The 15,615-nt window shown below is 40.6% G+C and carries 13 protein-coding genes; 10 read left to right on the forward strand and 3 right to left on the reverse strand.

Annotation, left to right across the window (positions count from 1 at the left end):
• Positions 1-72 precede the first annotated feature (72 nt).
• The gene (locus QLH32_RS15015) at positions 73-1,128 is read right to left on the reverse strand and encodes an SDR family oxidoreductase (protein ID WP_283266842.1); all 1,056 of its coding nucleotides are present in this window, start codon (positions 1,126-1,128) and stop codon (positions 73-75) included.
• A gap of 352 nt (positions 1,129-1,480) precedes the next feature.
• On the opposite strand from QLH32_RS15015, the gene ftn reads away from it, so the two are divergent.
• Entirely contained in the window at positions 1,481-1,945 is a 465-nt protein-coding gene (gene ftn, locus QLH32_RS15020; RefSeq protein ID WP_283266844.1) for a heteropolymeric bacterioferritin subunit Ftn, read from the forward strand.
• A 37-nt stretch (positions 1,946-1,982) separates the two neighbouring features.
• Here the strand turns inward: ftn and QLH32_RS15025 are convergent, their stop codons facing one another.
• The gene (locus tag QLH32_RS15025; RefSeq protein WP_283266846.1) at positions 1,983-2,636 is read right to left on the reverse strand and encodes a hypothetical protein; all 654 of its coding nucleotides are present in this window, start codon (positions 2,634-2,636) and stop codon (positions 1,983-1,985) included.
• A 110-nt stretch (positions 2,637-2,746) separates the two neighbouring features.
• Positions 2,747-3,322 (reverse strand): peroxiredoxin, encoded by a 576-nt coding sequence (locus tag QLH32_RS15030; protein ID WP_283266848.1) that lies wholly within the window; start codon positions 3,320-3,322, stop codon positions 2,747-2,749.
• Between the two features lie 121 nt (positions 3,323-3,443).
• Between QLH32_RS15030 and QLH32_RS15035 the strand changes: the two genes are divergently transcribed.
• The 9 genes from QLH32_RS15035 (at position 3,444) to QLH32_RS15075 (ending at position 15,614) form a co-directional block, all read left to right on the forward strand.
• A complete protein-coding gene (locus tag QLH32_RS15035; RefSeq protein ID WP_283269361.1) occupies positions 3,444-4,163 on the forward strand; it encodes an alpha/beta hydrolase family protein in 720 nt (239 codons plus the stop codon).
• A 320-nt stretch (positions 4,164-4,483) separates the two neighbouring features.
• The gene (gene bioA / locus QLH32_RS15040) at positions 4,484-5,779 is read left to right on the forward strand and encodes an adenosylmethionine--8-amino-7-oxononanoate transaminase (RefSeq protein WP_283266850.1); all 1,296 of its coding nucleotides are present in this window, start codon (positions 4,484-4,486) and stop codon (positions 5,777-5,779) included.
• A complete protein-coding gene (locus QLH32_RS15045) occupies positions 5,766-6,920 on the forward strand; it encodes an 8-amino-7-oxononanoate synthase (RefSeq protein ID WP_283266852.1) in 1,155 nt (384 codons plus the stop codon). The genes bioA and QLH32_RS15045 overlap by 14 nt, the downstream gene beginning before the upstream one ends.
• The gene (bioC, locus tag QLH32_RS15050) at positions 6,917-7,669 is read left to right on the forward strand and encodes a malonyl-ACP O-methyltransferase BioC (RefSeq protein ID WP_283266853.1); all 753 of its coding nucleotides are present in this window, start codon (positions 6,917-6,919) and stop codon (positions 7,667-7,669) included. Before QLH32_RS15045 ends, bioC begins: the two co-directional genes overlap by 4 nt.
• The gene (gene bioD, locus QLH32_RS15055) at positions 7,666-8,316 is read left to right on the forward strand and encodes a dethiobiotin synthase (RefSeq protein ID WP_283266855.1); all 651 of its coding nucleotides are present in this window, start codon (positions 7,666-7,668) and stop codon (positions 8,314-8,316) included. The genes bioC and bioD overlap by 4 nt, the downstream gene beginning before the upstream one ends.
• A 245-nt stretch (positions 8,317-8,561) precedes the next feature.
• Positions 8,562-9,227, forward strand: a complete 666-nt coding sequence (locus QLH32_RS15060) for a hypothetical protein (protein WP_283266856.1) — start codon at positions 8,562-8,564, stop codon at positions 9,225-9,227.
• A 161-nt stretch (positions 9,228-9,388) separates the two neighbouring features.
• Complete coding sequence (locus QLH32_RS15065) at positions 9,389-11,185, forward strand: ABC transporter substrate-binding protein (protein WP_283266858.1); 1,797 nt, start codon at positions 9,389-9,391, stop codon at positions 11,183-11,185.
• 11 nt (positions 11,186-11,196) lie between these two features.
• Positions 11,197-13,008 carry an ABC transporter substrate-binding protein gene (locus QLH32_RS15070; RefSeq protein ID WP_283266859.1) on the forward strand — a complete coding sequence of 604 codons (1,812 nt, stop codon included), beginning with the start codon at positions 11,197-11,199 and terminating at the stop codon, positions 13,006-13,008.
• A 575-nt stretch (positions 13,009-13,583) separates the two neighbouring features.
• The gene (locus tag QLH32_RS15075; protein WP_283266860.1) at positions 13,584-15,614 is read left to right on the forward strand and encodes a M3 family metallopeptidase; all 2,031 of its coding nucleotides are present in this window, start codon (positions 13,584-13,586) and stop codon (positions 15,612-15,614) included.
• The last annotated feature ends 1 nt before the right edge of the window (position 15,615 follow it).

Here is a 15,615-nt window from a genome sequence, read left to right on the forward strand (position 1 = left end):
CCACTATAAATCAGTAATATATGGCATGTAGGGTCGAACTGTGTTCGACCCCTATGATGCAATGTTATCGGTTTAGATATATTTTTTCACAATCCCATCATCAAGCAATTGCTGGAAATGTTCACAGACACTTTCACGGATATCGTGATATTGAATCCCCAGATCTTTCACACTACGTTGTGAATTAAAGTAGATTGGATAACCCATATTGAGTTTTACAAATTGACGTGAATGTCCAAATACTGGTGCAATCAAAGAAAATGCTGTTTTAGGCACAGTAAAATGTGGAAAAGGGTATCTGTAGCCAAATTTTTGCGTTAATGCCTTACCCATTTCTAGTAGGCTTAATGTCCCACCACAAATGATATAGCGACCCTGTGCCTGAGGGTTTAAGGCAGCAGCCACATGCGCATCCGCTACATCACGAACATCAACAATGCCATTCCACATCGGTGGTACACCAAACAGGGTGGTGCCATTGCCAAACTGTTGTAGTACTTCAATACTGCCAGACTGACTTGCATCAGTTAGTGATGGTCCCATCACCAGTGCAGGGTTGATACAGACAAGACTCCAGCGATTTTGTTGCTCTGCCATTTCCCAGGCTTTGCGTTCTGCGGCAACTTTCGAGTATGGGTATGGTTGATGGGTTTCACTGCTGGTATTGTTCCAGTGGCTTTCATCAAACTCATTATTCGCGGTATTTTGAATTTCCACCGCATCGCCATAAGTTGAGGCAATGCTTGAGGTCAGCACCACTCGTTTTACTGATTCAGTGCGATTGACACTGTCCAGTACATTTTCTGTTCCTTTTACCGCAGGCTCAATGATGTCTTTTACCGCATCCTTATAGTTGGTCACAACAAAAGGCGAGGCTGTATGAATCACGATTTCACAGCCTTGCATGGCTTCATCAAAAGAACCAGATTCAAGTAAATCGGCTTTAAAAAACTGAATTTGTCCCGATGACTGTTCTGCAATGTCATAAAGATGCTGAATCTTTTCTATTTTTGAGGGATCACGAACTGTTGCATGAACATTATAACCCTGATTCAACAGGCGTTCGATAATCCAGCCCGCAATATAACCCGTTGCACCCGTGACCAAGATTGGCTTACTTTTATCCATTTTATTTCCGCATTGTGTTTTTGTGATTGATGTTATTTACCGAATTTTGTGTAAACAAACAACAGCCGAGCAGTCATTTTTTAATGTTTTTTGATCAAAATTGCAGTGGAATAAGAAGCATTGCGAATCGTTACAAAAAACTAAATAAAGGATTTTGATTAAATTCATTGAGTTGTGAAGCTCTGCCCAATGTGCAAAGGCTTATTTTAATTAGATAAATTGGGCGAATTAAAACTGTAAATGCGTATGTTTCTCATTTTAATTTTATAAAAATCATGAACTTACATACTTTTGGTTTTGCAATTATTGTGTAAATTGACCATAATGTTGTCATTCGATAGGAGTAAGTATTATGCGTGGCAATCCAGAAGTCATCGACTATTTAAATATGCTCATTGGCGGTGAATTGGCTGCCCGTGATCAATATTTAATCCATTCCCGTATGTATGAAGATTGGGGCTTGAGCAAGATTTACGAGCGTATTGACCATGAGATGCAGGAAGAAGCTTCCCATGCAGACTCAATCATTCGCCGTGTTTTGTTTTTGGGCGCCCAGCCAAATATGAGCCGTGAAGACATCAATGTGGGTACAGATGTTGTGAGCTGCTTAAAAGCAGATTTGGCACTTGAATATCATGTTCGTGAGAAGCTTGCGAAAGGTATTAAATTGTGTGAAGAAAAAGGCGATTTTATTAGCCGTGATATGTTGCGCCAGCAGCTTTCTGACACAGAAGAAGATCATACTTACTGGTTGGAAAAGCAGTTACGTTTAATTGAATTGATTGGTTTGCAAAACTATATTCAATCGCAGATGTAATTTAAATGGAAATGCCAACTGAAAAGTTGGCTTTCTTTTATCTGATCAAATAAAAATAAAATGCAAAACAGAGCACGACTGCAAAAACGAGATACAAAATAATAGGTGGAATATCCTGCCTTAATGAAAATAATCTTTCTTTAGGATGATTAATATTCAAGCCATAATACTGTTGGCAGAGCTCAATGATCTGTGTTTGATTCTCTTCTGAAAATGAGGATAAATCGAGTTGGCTAAATGTTGTTTTATGCTTTGATGTAAATTGTATTGCACTAAACTGTTGTGAAGATTTAAAAATTTTGTGTGGTTTAATCCATAAGATGTAGGCTAAATCATTCTTTTGTATGACAGTATAAACTTTAAATCGATAAATTGACCAATAAATTTTTTCTGGCGTTATACTTAATGATAGATTGATTATGATTGATTTAATCATCCACTGAATAACAACTAGTATTAAAATGCAAACAAAGATCAATGTGACTACAGTCCAGTCGATAATTTCTATAGGATTGATCATCAATTGATAAAGATAGTTTGGCAAAGTTTGGAGTGGAAAATCTTCCTGAATTTTGTTTTCTTTAAGCCATGATTTAAAAAATAAGTAAAGAATACAAATTAATAATATAATTTTAGGAAAATGGTTAGGTGGGTAATCATATATTGGTATTTGAATTTTAAATTGCTGCATTATCTATCCTGAATTTTTATTTTTAAGTCAAAAGATATTATATTCATTTATTCATATTTAAGGGTAACGGTATTTTGCTCCCCTTAAAATTTCATATAAGTAGCTTAAAATTATTTATTCTGTACCTCTTTTAAATCTTTCAACACTTGATCAGCATGGGTTTGTGTATTTACGCTGGTGTAGTGATACATGATTGCCCCTTGCGGATTGATTAAAAAGCTTTCTCTTTTCGCCACTTTAGCAACTCCGAAATTTCGAACAATACCAAATTTTCCAGCAAGTTCCCCTTGATCATCTGCAAGAATTGGGAAAGGTAGCCCCAGTTTTTCTGAGAACTTTTGATGTGAGGCGACATCATCCAAGCTCACGCCCAATACCACTGCATTCGATTTTAAAAATTGAGGATAGAGTGATTTAAATTGATTGGCTTCTTGGGTACAGCCCGCAGTGTTATCTTTTGGGTAGAAATAAAGAACAATCCATTTACCTTTATATTGGCTGAGCGTATGCCATTGACCTTTCTGGTCTTGCAACTTGAAATCAGGCGCGGATTGTCCCACCCATTCCTTTTGAGCGGTATCTTGTTTGGAAAATAAGGTGCTTTGTGCTGTGGTTAGGCTTGGTGTGCTCAGTAGAATAAGGGAACTACATAAAATAAGAACTTTGGACGTTATCATATTCATCATTGTGATCTCAAAGTATCGTTGGAGTAATAGCACATATTTTAGCAAATTGAGTCGTGTCAGCTAGAAAAAATAACCAATCTATGCGATGTTTTATACAAAATGATTGATCAGCATTAAAGGTATACATTTGTCGAAGAAGATTTTGCTCATTACTGGATGGGGCGGTGGGGCTGAACTTTTAAAACCTTTACATGAAGCTTTAGAACAGCAAGGACATTCAGTTGAGCGAATTAATATTTTTAATGCTTTGGATAATGAAGTGTTAGGACAACAAGTTGAGTTTGCACGTAACTTTGATGTGATTGCTGGATGGTCTCTTGGTGGGCAACTGGCAACCTTACTGGTTGATCAAATCCAACAACAATATGCTGAACAGAAAGCTTTAATCACTTTAGCCTCAAATCCATGTTTTGTTGCTCAGCCAGATTGGACGACTGCAATGCCAGTTGAAACTTTCTTTGCATTTAGACAGTCATTTGAACAGGATGCGATTATCACCTTAAAACGTTTTGGCTTATTGGTCTGTCAAGGAGCAAGTTCTGCGAAAAAAGATTTTTTGGCAATGCAGAAATTGATTCGTCCGCAACCGATTGCATTATTGAAACAAGGTTTACAACTACTTGAACAGTTGAATTTGGTTAGTATGTATAAAAATTATCAAGGTCATCAATTGCATGTCTTTGCAGCGTTTGATGCACTTGTTCCTTACCAAGTTGTGCAAAATATTGAGAATTTAGCTGCGAAGAATCTATTGGTTGTTTTTATTGATGAAGCTTCGCATGGTTTTCCGTGCTTTATGGTTGAGCAGACTGTGCAAATAATTGAAGATTTTATTCAATAGAGGGTTTAATCTTGCTTGAATTGAAAGTTCTCGCAATATATTTTAGATTTTGACAAGTTTAAGATTAACAGCTACTGAGATTTATTGAACGTTCTTATCACTATTGAAATTTACTTTTAATATTCGCTATCGTGGAGGCGACATGGATGTCGCCGTTAGGCTGTGGCATCAAGGATGTGCCATCAGCCTAACAAAAGATTTTTGCTTACTTTTTATCTTTAAAAAGTAAGTCCAGCTGAAAGCTTATCCTGAAATTGGGTGAGTACTCGAAATGACACTGTACAGCACATCATTAAATATTGAATTTACAGAGGTAAAGGATGACAGACCCATTTGATTTACAACATATATGGCATCCCTATACTTCGATGTTGAATCCACTGCCAACTTTTAAAGTCAAACGTGCCTACGGTGCAACGATTGAATTAGAAGATGGGCGAACTTTGCTTGATGGCATGTCGTCATGGTGGTGTGCAATTCATGGCTATAACCATCCTGAACTTAACCAAGCGGTTTCAGATCAATTACAGAAAATGGCGCATATCATGTTTGGTGGTCTGACCCACGAACCTGCGATTGAATTAGGCAAATTATTATTAAAAATTACGCCGCCGAGTTTAGATAAGATTTTCTACGCAGACTCAGGTTCAGTTGCAGTAGAAGTGGCCTTAAAAATGGCAGTTCAATATTGGGCTGCGTTGAATCAACCCGCGAAAACTAACTTTATTACCACCCGTTCTGGCTATCATGGCGATACCTGGAATGCGATGTCGGTGTGTGATCCAGTCACAGGAATGCATCAGATTTTTGGTAGTAGTTTACCGAATCGAATTTTTGTGCCAGCCCCACAGAGCCTCTTTGATGGTGAATGGAATCCACAAGATATTCAAGAATTAAAACAACAAATTGAACAGCATCACCAAACCATTGCTGCACTGATTATTGAACCAATTGTACAAGGTGCAGGCGGCATGCGTTTTTATCATCCCGAATACTTGAGCCAAGCCAAAGCCTTGTGTGAGCAATACAATTTATTGCTGATCTTTGATGAGATTGCCACGGGTTTTGGACGTACAGGCAAAATGTTTGCATGGGAACATGCGCAGGTCGAACCCGATATCATGTGTATTGGTAAGGGCTTAACAGGTGGTTATATGACGCTATCTGCGACCTTAACCACTAAGCAAGTGGCTGAAACCATTAGTCGAGGTGAAGCGGGTGTATTTATGCATGGTCCAACCTTTATGGCGAATCCGCTGGCCTGTGCAGTTGCATTAAAAAGTACGCAATTATTGGTGGAGCAGGATTGGCAAGCCAATATTCAACGGATTGAAAAAATTCTTGCTGAACAATTAACGGATTTAGCTCAGCTCGATCACGTTGCTGATGTACGGGTATTAGGTGCGATAGGTGTGGTTGAATTAACCAGCAATGTTGATCTGAAAACCTTACAGCAACAGTTTGTTGAACGGGGGATTTGGGTACGACCATTTGGAAAATTGGTCTACGTGATGCCGCCGTATGTGATTAGCGATGATGAACTTCATTATTTATTAGCACAGATGAGTGAAGTGGTGAAAAATATGCAAGGAGCAAATAGCAATGTCCTTGCTTGATCATTATGCCGAGCAGCTTGAGCAACTCAAGCAACACGGTAATTTCCGTCAATTTACTTCAAATCAACAGCATAGTCGCTTTATCACCATTCATGACAGAACCATGTTGAATCTGGCATCCAATGATTATTTAGGTTTGGCCGCTGATTTGCGCTTAAGAGAAGAATTTCTTGATACGCTGAAAATCGAACGAGCACTCTTTAGTTCATCTTCTTCACGCTTGCTCACGGGTAATTTTGCAGAATATGAACAATTTGAAAATAGCCTAAGCAAAGCTTTTGGCCGTGCGGCCTTACTTTTTAATAGCGGCTATCACATGAATATCGGTATTTTGCCAGCCTTAGCTGACAGTAAAACCGTGATTCTGGCTGATAAATTGGTACATGCCAGTATGATTGATGGCATTCGACTTTCGACTGCTCAATATGTACGTTATCGTCATAATGATTTGCAGCATCTGGAACAGTTATTGCAAAAGTATCACCAAGATGAGCAAGTTGAACGCATTATTGTGGTGACTGAAAGTATTTTTAGTATGGATGGCGACGAGACGGATTTAGCTGCATTGGCGCAGTTAAAACAGCGTTATGTCAAAACCATGTTGTATGTCGATGAAGCACATGCGATTGGCGTCAGGGGGGAGCAAGGTCTGGGCTGTGCTGAACAATATGGCGTATTGGATCAGATTGACTTCTTGGTGGGTACCTTTGGCAAAGCAATTGCCTCGGTAGGCGGCTATATCATTTGTGATTCAATCATTCGTGATTATCTGATCAATAAAATGCGCCCGCTGATTTTTAGTACGGCATTGCCACCCATTTCGATCGCTTGGGCAGATTTTATTTTTAATAAAGTGTTGAGCATACAGCAACACCGTCAGCACTTGGCTGAGATCAGTCAGTATTTACAACAAGCAGTGCTTGCAAAAGGTTTTTCAAGCCCATCGAGCAGTCATATCATTCCGATTATTGTCGGAGAAAGCCAAGCGGCGATTGAAAAAGCTCGTTATATACAAGAAAAGGGCTTTTATGCCATGCCCGTCCGTCCACCGACTGTGCCGCAAAATAGTTCACGGCTACGCATTTCACTCACCGCTTTGGTGCAAAAAAACGAATTGGAACAACTGGTGGAGTGCTTGTGAGCATCAATAAAGCACTGGTTGCCCAACGTTTTGCCAAAGCAGGGCAAAGCTATGTTGAGCATGCTGTGGTACAGAAACAGATTAGTACGCAGTTATTTGAATATCTTAAAATCTATTGTCCTCAATCTTTGCCATCAGTCCTTGAGATTGGCTGTGGTTCAGGCAACTTAACCCATTTATGTGAGTCCTATTTTCAGGTTGAGCAACTGTTTTTAAATGACTTATATGCAGATGTGGATCAGCACTTCCCTGATTTTGAGAACGTCAATTGGTTGATCGGTGATATTGAACAGCTGAATTTACCGCAGTCCTTGGATGCAGTGATTTCCAGTTCGGCATTACAGTGGATGATTGATTTACCTGCTTTATTACAACGGATTCATTCTGCGTTAAAACCGAATGCCTATTTTTGTTTTTCTAGCTTTGGTCCTGACAATTTGAACGAAATTAAGCAGTTAACAGGACAAGGTTTAAATTATGTCGATTTGGATACTTTGCAACAGCAGCTTGAACAACAAAGCTTTGAAGTACTCTTCATGCACCAAGATCATAAGCAGCGTTATTTTGATCATCCAAAATCGGTATTGCAGCATTTAAAAGCCACAGGCGTGACCGCAACAGCTCAATCGCATCGCTGGACTAAGCAATCTTTACAGCAATTTTATTCAGATTATCAACAGTTCTATGATGAGCAGGGTTTTTGTCTGACTTATCATCCGATTTATGTGATTGCACGGAGAACAGCATGAGTGCAGCAATTTATTTTGTCAGTGGTATTGATACTGAGATTGGTAAAACTTATGCCACAGGCTATCTCGCCAAGCTTTGGACAGAACAGGGGCAGCGCGTTATTACCCAGAAGTTGGTGCAAACGGGTAATGTCGAGATCTCGGAAGATATCGAAAAACATCGTGAAATTATGGGCAGTGGCTGGTTTCAGGAAGACCATGAAAAGCTGACCATGCCTGAAATTTTTACGTATCCAGCCTCGCCCCATTTAGCGACACGTTTGGACGGGCGAGATTTAGATTTTGCTAGGATTGAAGCTGCGACTAAAGAACTTGCCCAGCGTTTTGATGTGGTACTTTTGGAAGGTGCTGGCGGTTTGATGGTGCCTTTAACCACAGAGTTGTTGACCATTGATTATATTGTGCAGCATCAATTTCCTGTGATTTTGGTGACTTCTGGGCGTTTAGGAAGTATTAATCATACTTTGTTGAGTTTAGAGGCTTTAAAGCAGCGTGGTTTGAGTTTGCATGCTTTGGTGTATAACTTAAAGGATGAGTCGAAAGATCCGATTATTTCAAAAGATACGGCTGATTATCTAAAAGCTTATTTGGCAAAGCATTTTCCTGATGCTCAATGGATTGAATTGGAAAAGTTTTATTTTAAATGAATCCATTAAATTTAGAATCTTATTCAATAGGGGGAGTCGCAGTGTCTTCCCGATTTTTTCTAATTAAGGCCACATTATCTTACTTTTCAGGGATGATGAGCTGTGACTGAAACAGCGCAAGACAAAAATCCTTTGTAGGGCTGACGGTATATCCTTATACCGCAGCCCTACGGGCGGCATCCATGCCGCCATCGCGATAGCTAATGGATTTTAGAAGCCATTTAACAAATTTAAGGTGAATAACAATGAATAAAAATAATTTTATATGTGTGGCTCTATGCCTATCAGCCCTAATCTCGCCAGCTTATGCTGCTGCCCCACCCGCTGAAACGATTGTAAATTGGATTACCAATCTAAATGACTCAAATGCTAATCCACCCAAAGCGATTCTGATTGATCATACTGAAAAAGTGAAATTGGTTTCAGGTGAAGAAGCTTATCTATCGGGTGTAAGTTTTGAGAATGCAGGACGTAATTTTTGGGCTGGTTATGTACTGACTCGCCCAAAGTTAAAACAAGCTAAAATCTTAAAAGAATTTGGTGGTCAATCCAATACATTTAAAATTCACTCAACGGTTTATAAAGGCAAGCCTGTTGATCTGGTTGAAATTGAAAGTGCTGGTTCAGGACAGGGAACGGTTGAATCGAGCAAAAGTCTGGTGTATCTGAGTCAATGGAATACTAGGTTGATTACAGAAGTACAGGAATCCTCTTATGCAGGACGTTACGATGAAAAATTGGATGCAGAAGATTGTCGTACAGGTTCAGATGATACAGGTTATTTAAATGTCATGTCTTATTCGCCTTATGTGGTGAAAACCACCGTAACGGGAAATGCCTGTAATGACAAACCCAAAGGCTATAAGGTGAATAGCACCATCATCCCAATCGTGATCAATGAAATAAAATAACAACTTATTTTGATAAAACAACATTCTATTTTAATCAAATGTTGAAAATATTAATTCATTGATTCTTTTGCAAAAATATAGAATGATGGAGTCCATAAAAGCAAATTCATCAATACACCTGAATACTGGCGAAAAGCTGGATATGGATTAAAAATCAGGATATGAGCATTACATTGAAGCCTCAATTTTTAAAGGTCGCCTTAATTGCGGTCATGATTGCAGGGATGCCAGTCAGCCATGCAAAGAGTCCTGCCCAAGCTGACAAGGTGCTGAGGGTGGCGTTTCCTGCGCCTGATGATGGTTTTGATATGGTCAAAACCTCCAACTTTTATAGTGGCAATATTGCCGATGTGATTTTTGAAAGATTACTTCAATACGATTACTTGGCAAATCCAGTCAGGCTAGTGCCTGCAACAGCAGAAAGCCTGCCAGTGATCGAAAAAAATGGGCAGGTTTATACCTTTAAAATCAAGTCAGGCATTTACTTTACTGATGATCCTGCATTTAAAGGCAAGCGTAGAGAGTTGGTTGCTGAAGACTATGTCTATGCGGTCAAGCGTATTCTCGACCCCAAAAATCATGCACCGTCTTTTTCCTTTATTGATAATAAATTGCTTGGTGCAAATGCGCTGGTTGAGCAAGCCAACAAGACGGGAAAATTTGATTACGATGCACCGATTGAGGGAGTAAAGGCGCTTGACAAATACACCATTCAATTTACTCTAACCCAGCCTGATTATAATTTTCCCTATATTCTTGCCTATAGCACCTTTGGCGCAACGGCTCGGGAAGTGGTTGAATACTATAAAGATCGTATCGGGATGCATCCTGTTGGCACAGGGCCTTATATGCTGGGTAAATATGTGCCTCGCAGTAAAATTGAGATGGTCGCCAATCCTGATTATCGTGGTTTTACATGGAATTTTAAATCCACAGGCACGGCTTGGGATAATCAACTGGTCAAGCAAATGAGTGGTAAACACATGCCACAAATTGGCAGAGTGACCGTCAGCATTATTGAAGAAGAACAATCACGCTGGCTGGCATTTCAGTCCAGACAACTTGATTTTGATAGCTTAACGGCCAATGCCATTGCCAAAGCCTTAGATCAAAACAATCAACTGAATGCGGAGATGCAGAAAAAGGGCATTCGCCTATATGCCAATAAGGAAGCAGAAGTCACCTACACCATGTTTAACATGCGTGATCCTGTGGTCGGTGGCAGTAGTCTGGATAAAATTGCGTTAAGACGAGCGATTGCCATGTCATTGAATATGAATGAGTATATTCGTATTCTTCGTAAGGGGCAGGCGGTTAAGGCAGAAATGCTGGTACCTGCTGGCGTGAATGGTCATAACCCGAATTATCGCAGTAGCATTGGTTATAACCCTGTCTTGGCGAATAAATTACTGGATCATTTTGGCTATAAAAAGGCGGCAGATGGTTATCGCACTTTTCCAAATGGCAAGCCTTTAACCCTCAAAATCAATACCGAAAGTAGTTCGTCTTCTGTGATTTATTCAGAACTGTGGAAAAAGGGGCTGGATGCGATTGGCATTCGGGTAGATTTTAAGGTCAGTAATTTTGCCGATAACCTCAAGGCCGCTTTTCAATGTCAATATATGATGTGGGGCGGTGCGTGGCATGCCGATTATCCAGAGGGAGAGAATTTTGTTCAACTGCTTTATGGGGCGAATGTTGGTCGAGGCAATTTATCCTGTTATCAATCCGCAGCCTATGATGCACTCTATCAACAAGCCATGCAGCAACCGCCTGATCAACGTATACCTTTTTATGAAAAAATGAGCCGACAAATTGAAGCGGATAATCCGTGGGTGCTACAGGATACCCGTATCCGTAACTGGGTCATTCAGCCTGAAATTCAGGGCTTTAAGGCACATCCGATTATGAATACCAATTGGCAATATCTGGATATTGTTCCAACACAAAAGAAATAATGTGAACACGTATGAAGCAGAATTTTAAACTTTCATTGCAGCAGTATGGGATGGCGGTTTTGCTTGGCACAATGTCGATTGGCATAAGCAATGGGACAATGGCAAAAAGTCCAGCCGATCCAAACAAGGTGCTGCGCTATGCCTTTCCTGTGGCGGAAACGGGTTTTGATCCTGCCGCAGTTCAGGATTTGTATTCAGCGCATGTACTGTATTCCATTTTTGATACCTTATATACCTATGATTATCTGGCTTCACCTGCCAAGCTGATTCCCAATGCTGCGGCTGCCTTGCCAGAAGTCAGTGCGGATGGCTTGACTTATACTATCCGTCTTAAAAAAGGGATTTATTTTTCTCCAGACCCTGTGTTTAAGGGGAAGCCACGAGAACTCACAGCAGCAGATTATGCTTATTCCTTTAAGCGTTTGCTTGATCCGCAACTGCATTCACCAAGTAGTTGGCTGTTTGAGGGACGCATCGCAGGAATGGACAGTGCCATTCAGCAAGCGAATAAAACGGGGAAGTTTAATTACGATCAACCGATTGCAGGCTTGCAAACGCCTGACCGTTATACGCTGGTGATTCGCCTGACTGAACCAAATCATAATTTTCCGATGTTGCTGGCACACCAGCCAACAGGGGCAGTGGCGCGTGAAGTGATTGAACATTATCGGGACAAGGCTGGTTTTGTCATGGGGCATCCGATTGGCACAGGACCTTATTTATTGGCTCGCTGGATACCCGCTTCACGAATTATTTTAAAAGCCAATCCTGACTATCGTGGCTTTGTCTGGGATTTTAAAGCCAGCAATCCTGAAGATCAGAAAATTGTCCAGCAGATGCAAGGCAAAAAAATGCCACAGATTGGTGTGGTGAATATTCAGGTGATTGAGGAAGCACAGTCGGGTTGGTTATCTTTTCAAAAAGACGGGCTGGATTTATTGACCTTAACAGGAGATTTGCCTGCTCAGGCACTCAAAGATGGTAAGTTAAAACCTGAATTTGAGCAGAAAGGCATTCAGCTTTCCCGTATTTCTGATCCCTCGATTGATTATTTATACTGGAATATGCAAAACCCTGTAGTGGGTGGATTGAGTAAGGAAAAAATTGCCTTACGCCGTGCAATGGCAATGGCGCATTCACCTGAAAAAGACATTCAGATTTTAATGAAAGGGGATGCCAAGCGTTTGCAGTTCCCCATTCCTTATGGCGTTGCAGGGCATGATCCAAACTATAAGGGTAGTGTTCCTTATTCGGTGAAAGCTGCCAATTTGTTGCTGGATCGTTATCATTATAAAGTTGGGGCGGATGGCTGGCGTACTTTACCGAATGGCAAGCCTTTGCTGATTGAGTTTATGCCATCCAGTAATAGCGCACGTAGTATGCAAATGGCTGAATTATTAAAGAAAAATTTAGCCAGCATTAAAGTGAATATGGTCTCCAAACCTGTGCCATTTGCTGAGGGTTTAAAAGCAGAAAAGCAGTGTAAAACCATGTTCAAGGGTTCTGCATGGATTGCGGATTATCCTGATGGCGATAATTTTATGCAGTTGTTTTATGGCAAAAATGTTAATGCCACCAATAATTCCTGTTTTAAGTTAGCTGAGTATGACCGTTTATATGAGCGGACATTAAAATTGTCAGATGGGCCTGAACGGGATCAGTTATATCGGAAGATGGCACGCTTGCTGGAGTTTTATTCTCCTGTACAAATGATTTCGAGTCGTTATCGTAATGTCTTGGCTCAGCCGCGTGTGATTGGCTATAAAAAGCATCCGATTTTGCCTGCGGAATGGATGTATATTGATATTGAGGAAAGGAAATAATACTAACTTTTGTAAAGACATTATCATCACAACATGGCACAGCCATAAATGTTGTGTAAAGTTTTTATTTTTCGCATAGGCAATACCTTACTTTTCAGGGATGAAAAGTAAGCAAAAATCCTTTGTCGGACTGACAGTACGTCCCTGTTACCGCAGTCCGACGGGGCGGCATCCATGCCGCCTAGCACGATAGTAAATAATGGGGGTTGAGGCTATTAGGCAAGATTTGGATAAGATGGGCTTTTAATATAGGAATAATCGTAATATTTGATACTCGGAAACGTCATCCGCAATTGTCCGAGACAGGATTTCATTTGTAGGATGTTATTTCTGCGATAGATTAGAAACTCGATGGTATTGAACGAGTTTTGCGGATGACAATGGTTTTGCCTACTTTTCCCGAAAGAAAAGTAGGGCGAGCCGCAGGCTAATCCTGAAATAGGATGAGAACTTGGCAGGACTCCGCCAAGATAATTGTTTTTTCATAAATTCGTTAGCTGTATAGAACGAACTTAAATATAGATTTTGAAAGTAAGAATCTTTTGAAAATTAGTATTAAATTGAACAGAATTGAAATGAATTGGAGAAAGCGTGTGGCAAAAAAGACATTAACAAATTTGGGGCTGTGCTTTATTGGTCTTTGTGGAATCAACCAAACGGCATGGGCAGAACCAGCACGCGCTACCTTACCTATTCTAAAACTCGCCGACCAACCGCAATGGTGTGATGCCAGCATTCAAAAACTCCAGCAACGTATTTCCCAGCTCGAAAAAAAGCCAGTCAAAGCTGAGTCCAATGCTGCACCTGTTTTAGCAGAATGGGATGCTTTTATGGCGATGTTTGAGGACTTGACCAATCCGATCAGCTTATATCGTAATGTCTATCCTGATACGAAGTTTCGTCAGGCGGCTGATGACTGTATTGTCAAAATGGAACAGTTGCAGACCGATTTATATCAGAACCCAAAACTCTATCAACGTATTAAAAATAGCAAAGCGACTGATCCAATTGATGTGAAATACCGTCAGGATATTTTAACTGACTTTGAGAATACAGGCGTGCAATTGTCACCGGCAAAAAGAACACGCTTAAAGGAAATCCGTAATCAACAAACCCAACTCTCACAGCAATTTACTCGCAATATTAATGATAATCCTGAAAAACTGGAATTTACCCCAAATGAAGTAAAAGGTTTGCCAGAGAGCTATCTTGCTAATGCCAAGAAAAATGATAAGGGTAACTATTTGCTGGGATTTGATTATCCTGCCTATCAGCCGTTTATGGAACTTTCTGAGAGTGATGCAGCACGTAAACGTTACCAGACTGCTTTTACCCGACGGGGTACAGCAAAGAATCTGGACTTGCTCAAACAGATTATTGACCTGCGTTATGAACAGGCACAGTTATTCGGTGAGCCAAGCTATGCCGATCTCGCCTTAAAAAAACGCATGGCGAAAAATCCAAAAACGGTGAATGATTTCCTGAATAACATTTACCAGATTGTGACGCCACTTGAGCAAAAGGAAATGCAGGAATTAAGGGAATTTAAGGCAAAAACACTGAATATTCCTTTAGAACAGGCAGAGATTACACGCTGGAACGTGGGCTATTGGACAGAAAAATTACGCAAGGATAAATACCAGATTGATCAGGAAAAAATGCGTGATTATTTCCCGACCTTAGCGGCACAGAAATGGTTATTTGCGATCTCATCAAATCTATATGGGATAGAATTTAAACCTGTCAAAGTGGATACATGGCAGGATGAAGTTGAATATTACGATGTGACCGACCAGAAAACTGGGCAATTGCTTGGCGGTTTGTATATGGATAAATTTCCGCGTGAGGGCAAATATGGACATGCGGCAGTGTGGGGCGTGTATGGCGGTAGCAGCTTAACAGGGCGTAAACCAATTTCAGTGTTGGTGACCAATTTTAATCGTAAGGGTTTAAATAGCAATGAGCTGGAAACCTTTGTACATGAGTTTGGACATGCCTTGCATGGCATTTTGTCCAATACCCGTTATGTGGGGCAATCTGGCACTTCAGTCGAGCGCGATTTTGTCGAAGCGCCCTCGCAAATGTATGAAGAATGGGCGAGACGTAAAGAAACCTTATCCAAAGTAGCGGACTATTGTGAGCCTGCTTGCCCTCGTGTTGATGATGTGCTGATTGAGCGTTTAAATGCAGTACACAACTATGGACGTGGCGCACGTTATGCTCGCCAAACCCTGTATGCACAATATGATATGGCATTGCATGACAAAGACCCTCGCCAACTGCAACCATTGGATGTCTGGAAAAAAATGGAATCGGCAACCGCATTGGGCTATGTGGAAAATACCCAATTCCCAGGGCAATTCGGACATTTAATGGGCTATCAGGCAGGTTACTACGGCTACATGTGGTCTGAAGTATTGGCATTGGATATGTTATCTGCCTTTGGGGATAACCTGAATAATCCAGAAGTTGGACAACGTTATCGCCAGACTATTTTGTCACAGGGCAGCCAGAAAAAAGCGGCTGAACTGGTGAAAGATTTTCTGGGTAGAGCGCCTGACAACAAGGTATTTCTGGATGAAATTACAGGACAACGAGTCAAATAAG

The sequence above is a fragment of the Acinetobacter corruptisaponis genome (assembly GCF_030053775.1).
GTDB classification, from domain to species: domain Bacteria; phylum Pseudomonadota; class Gammaproteobacteria; order Pseudomonadales; family Moraxellaceae; genus Acinetobacter; species Acinetobacter corruptisaponis.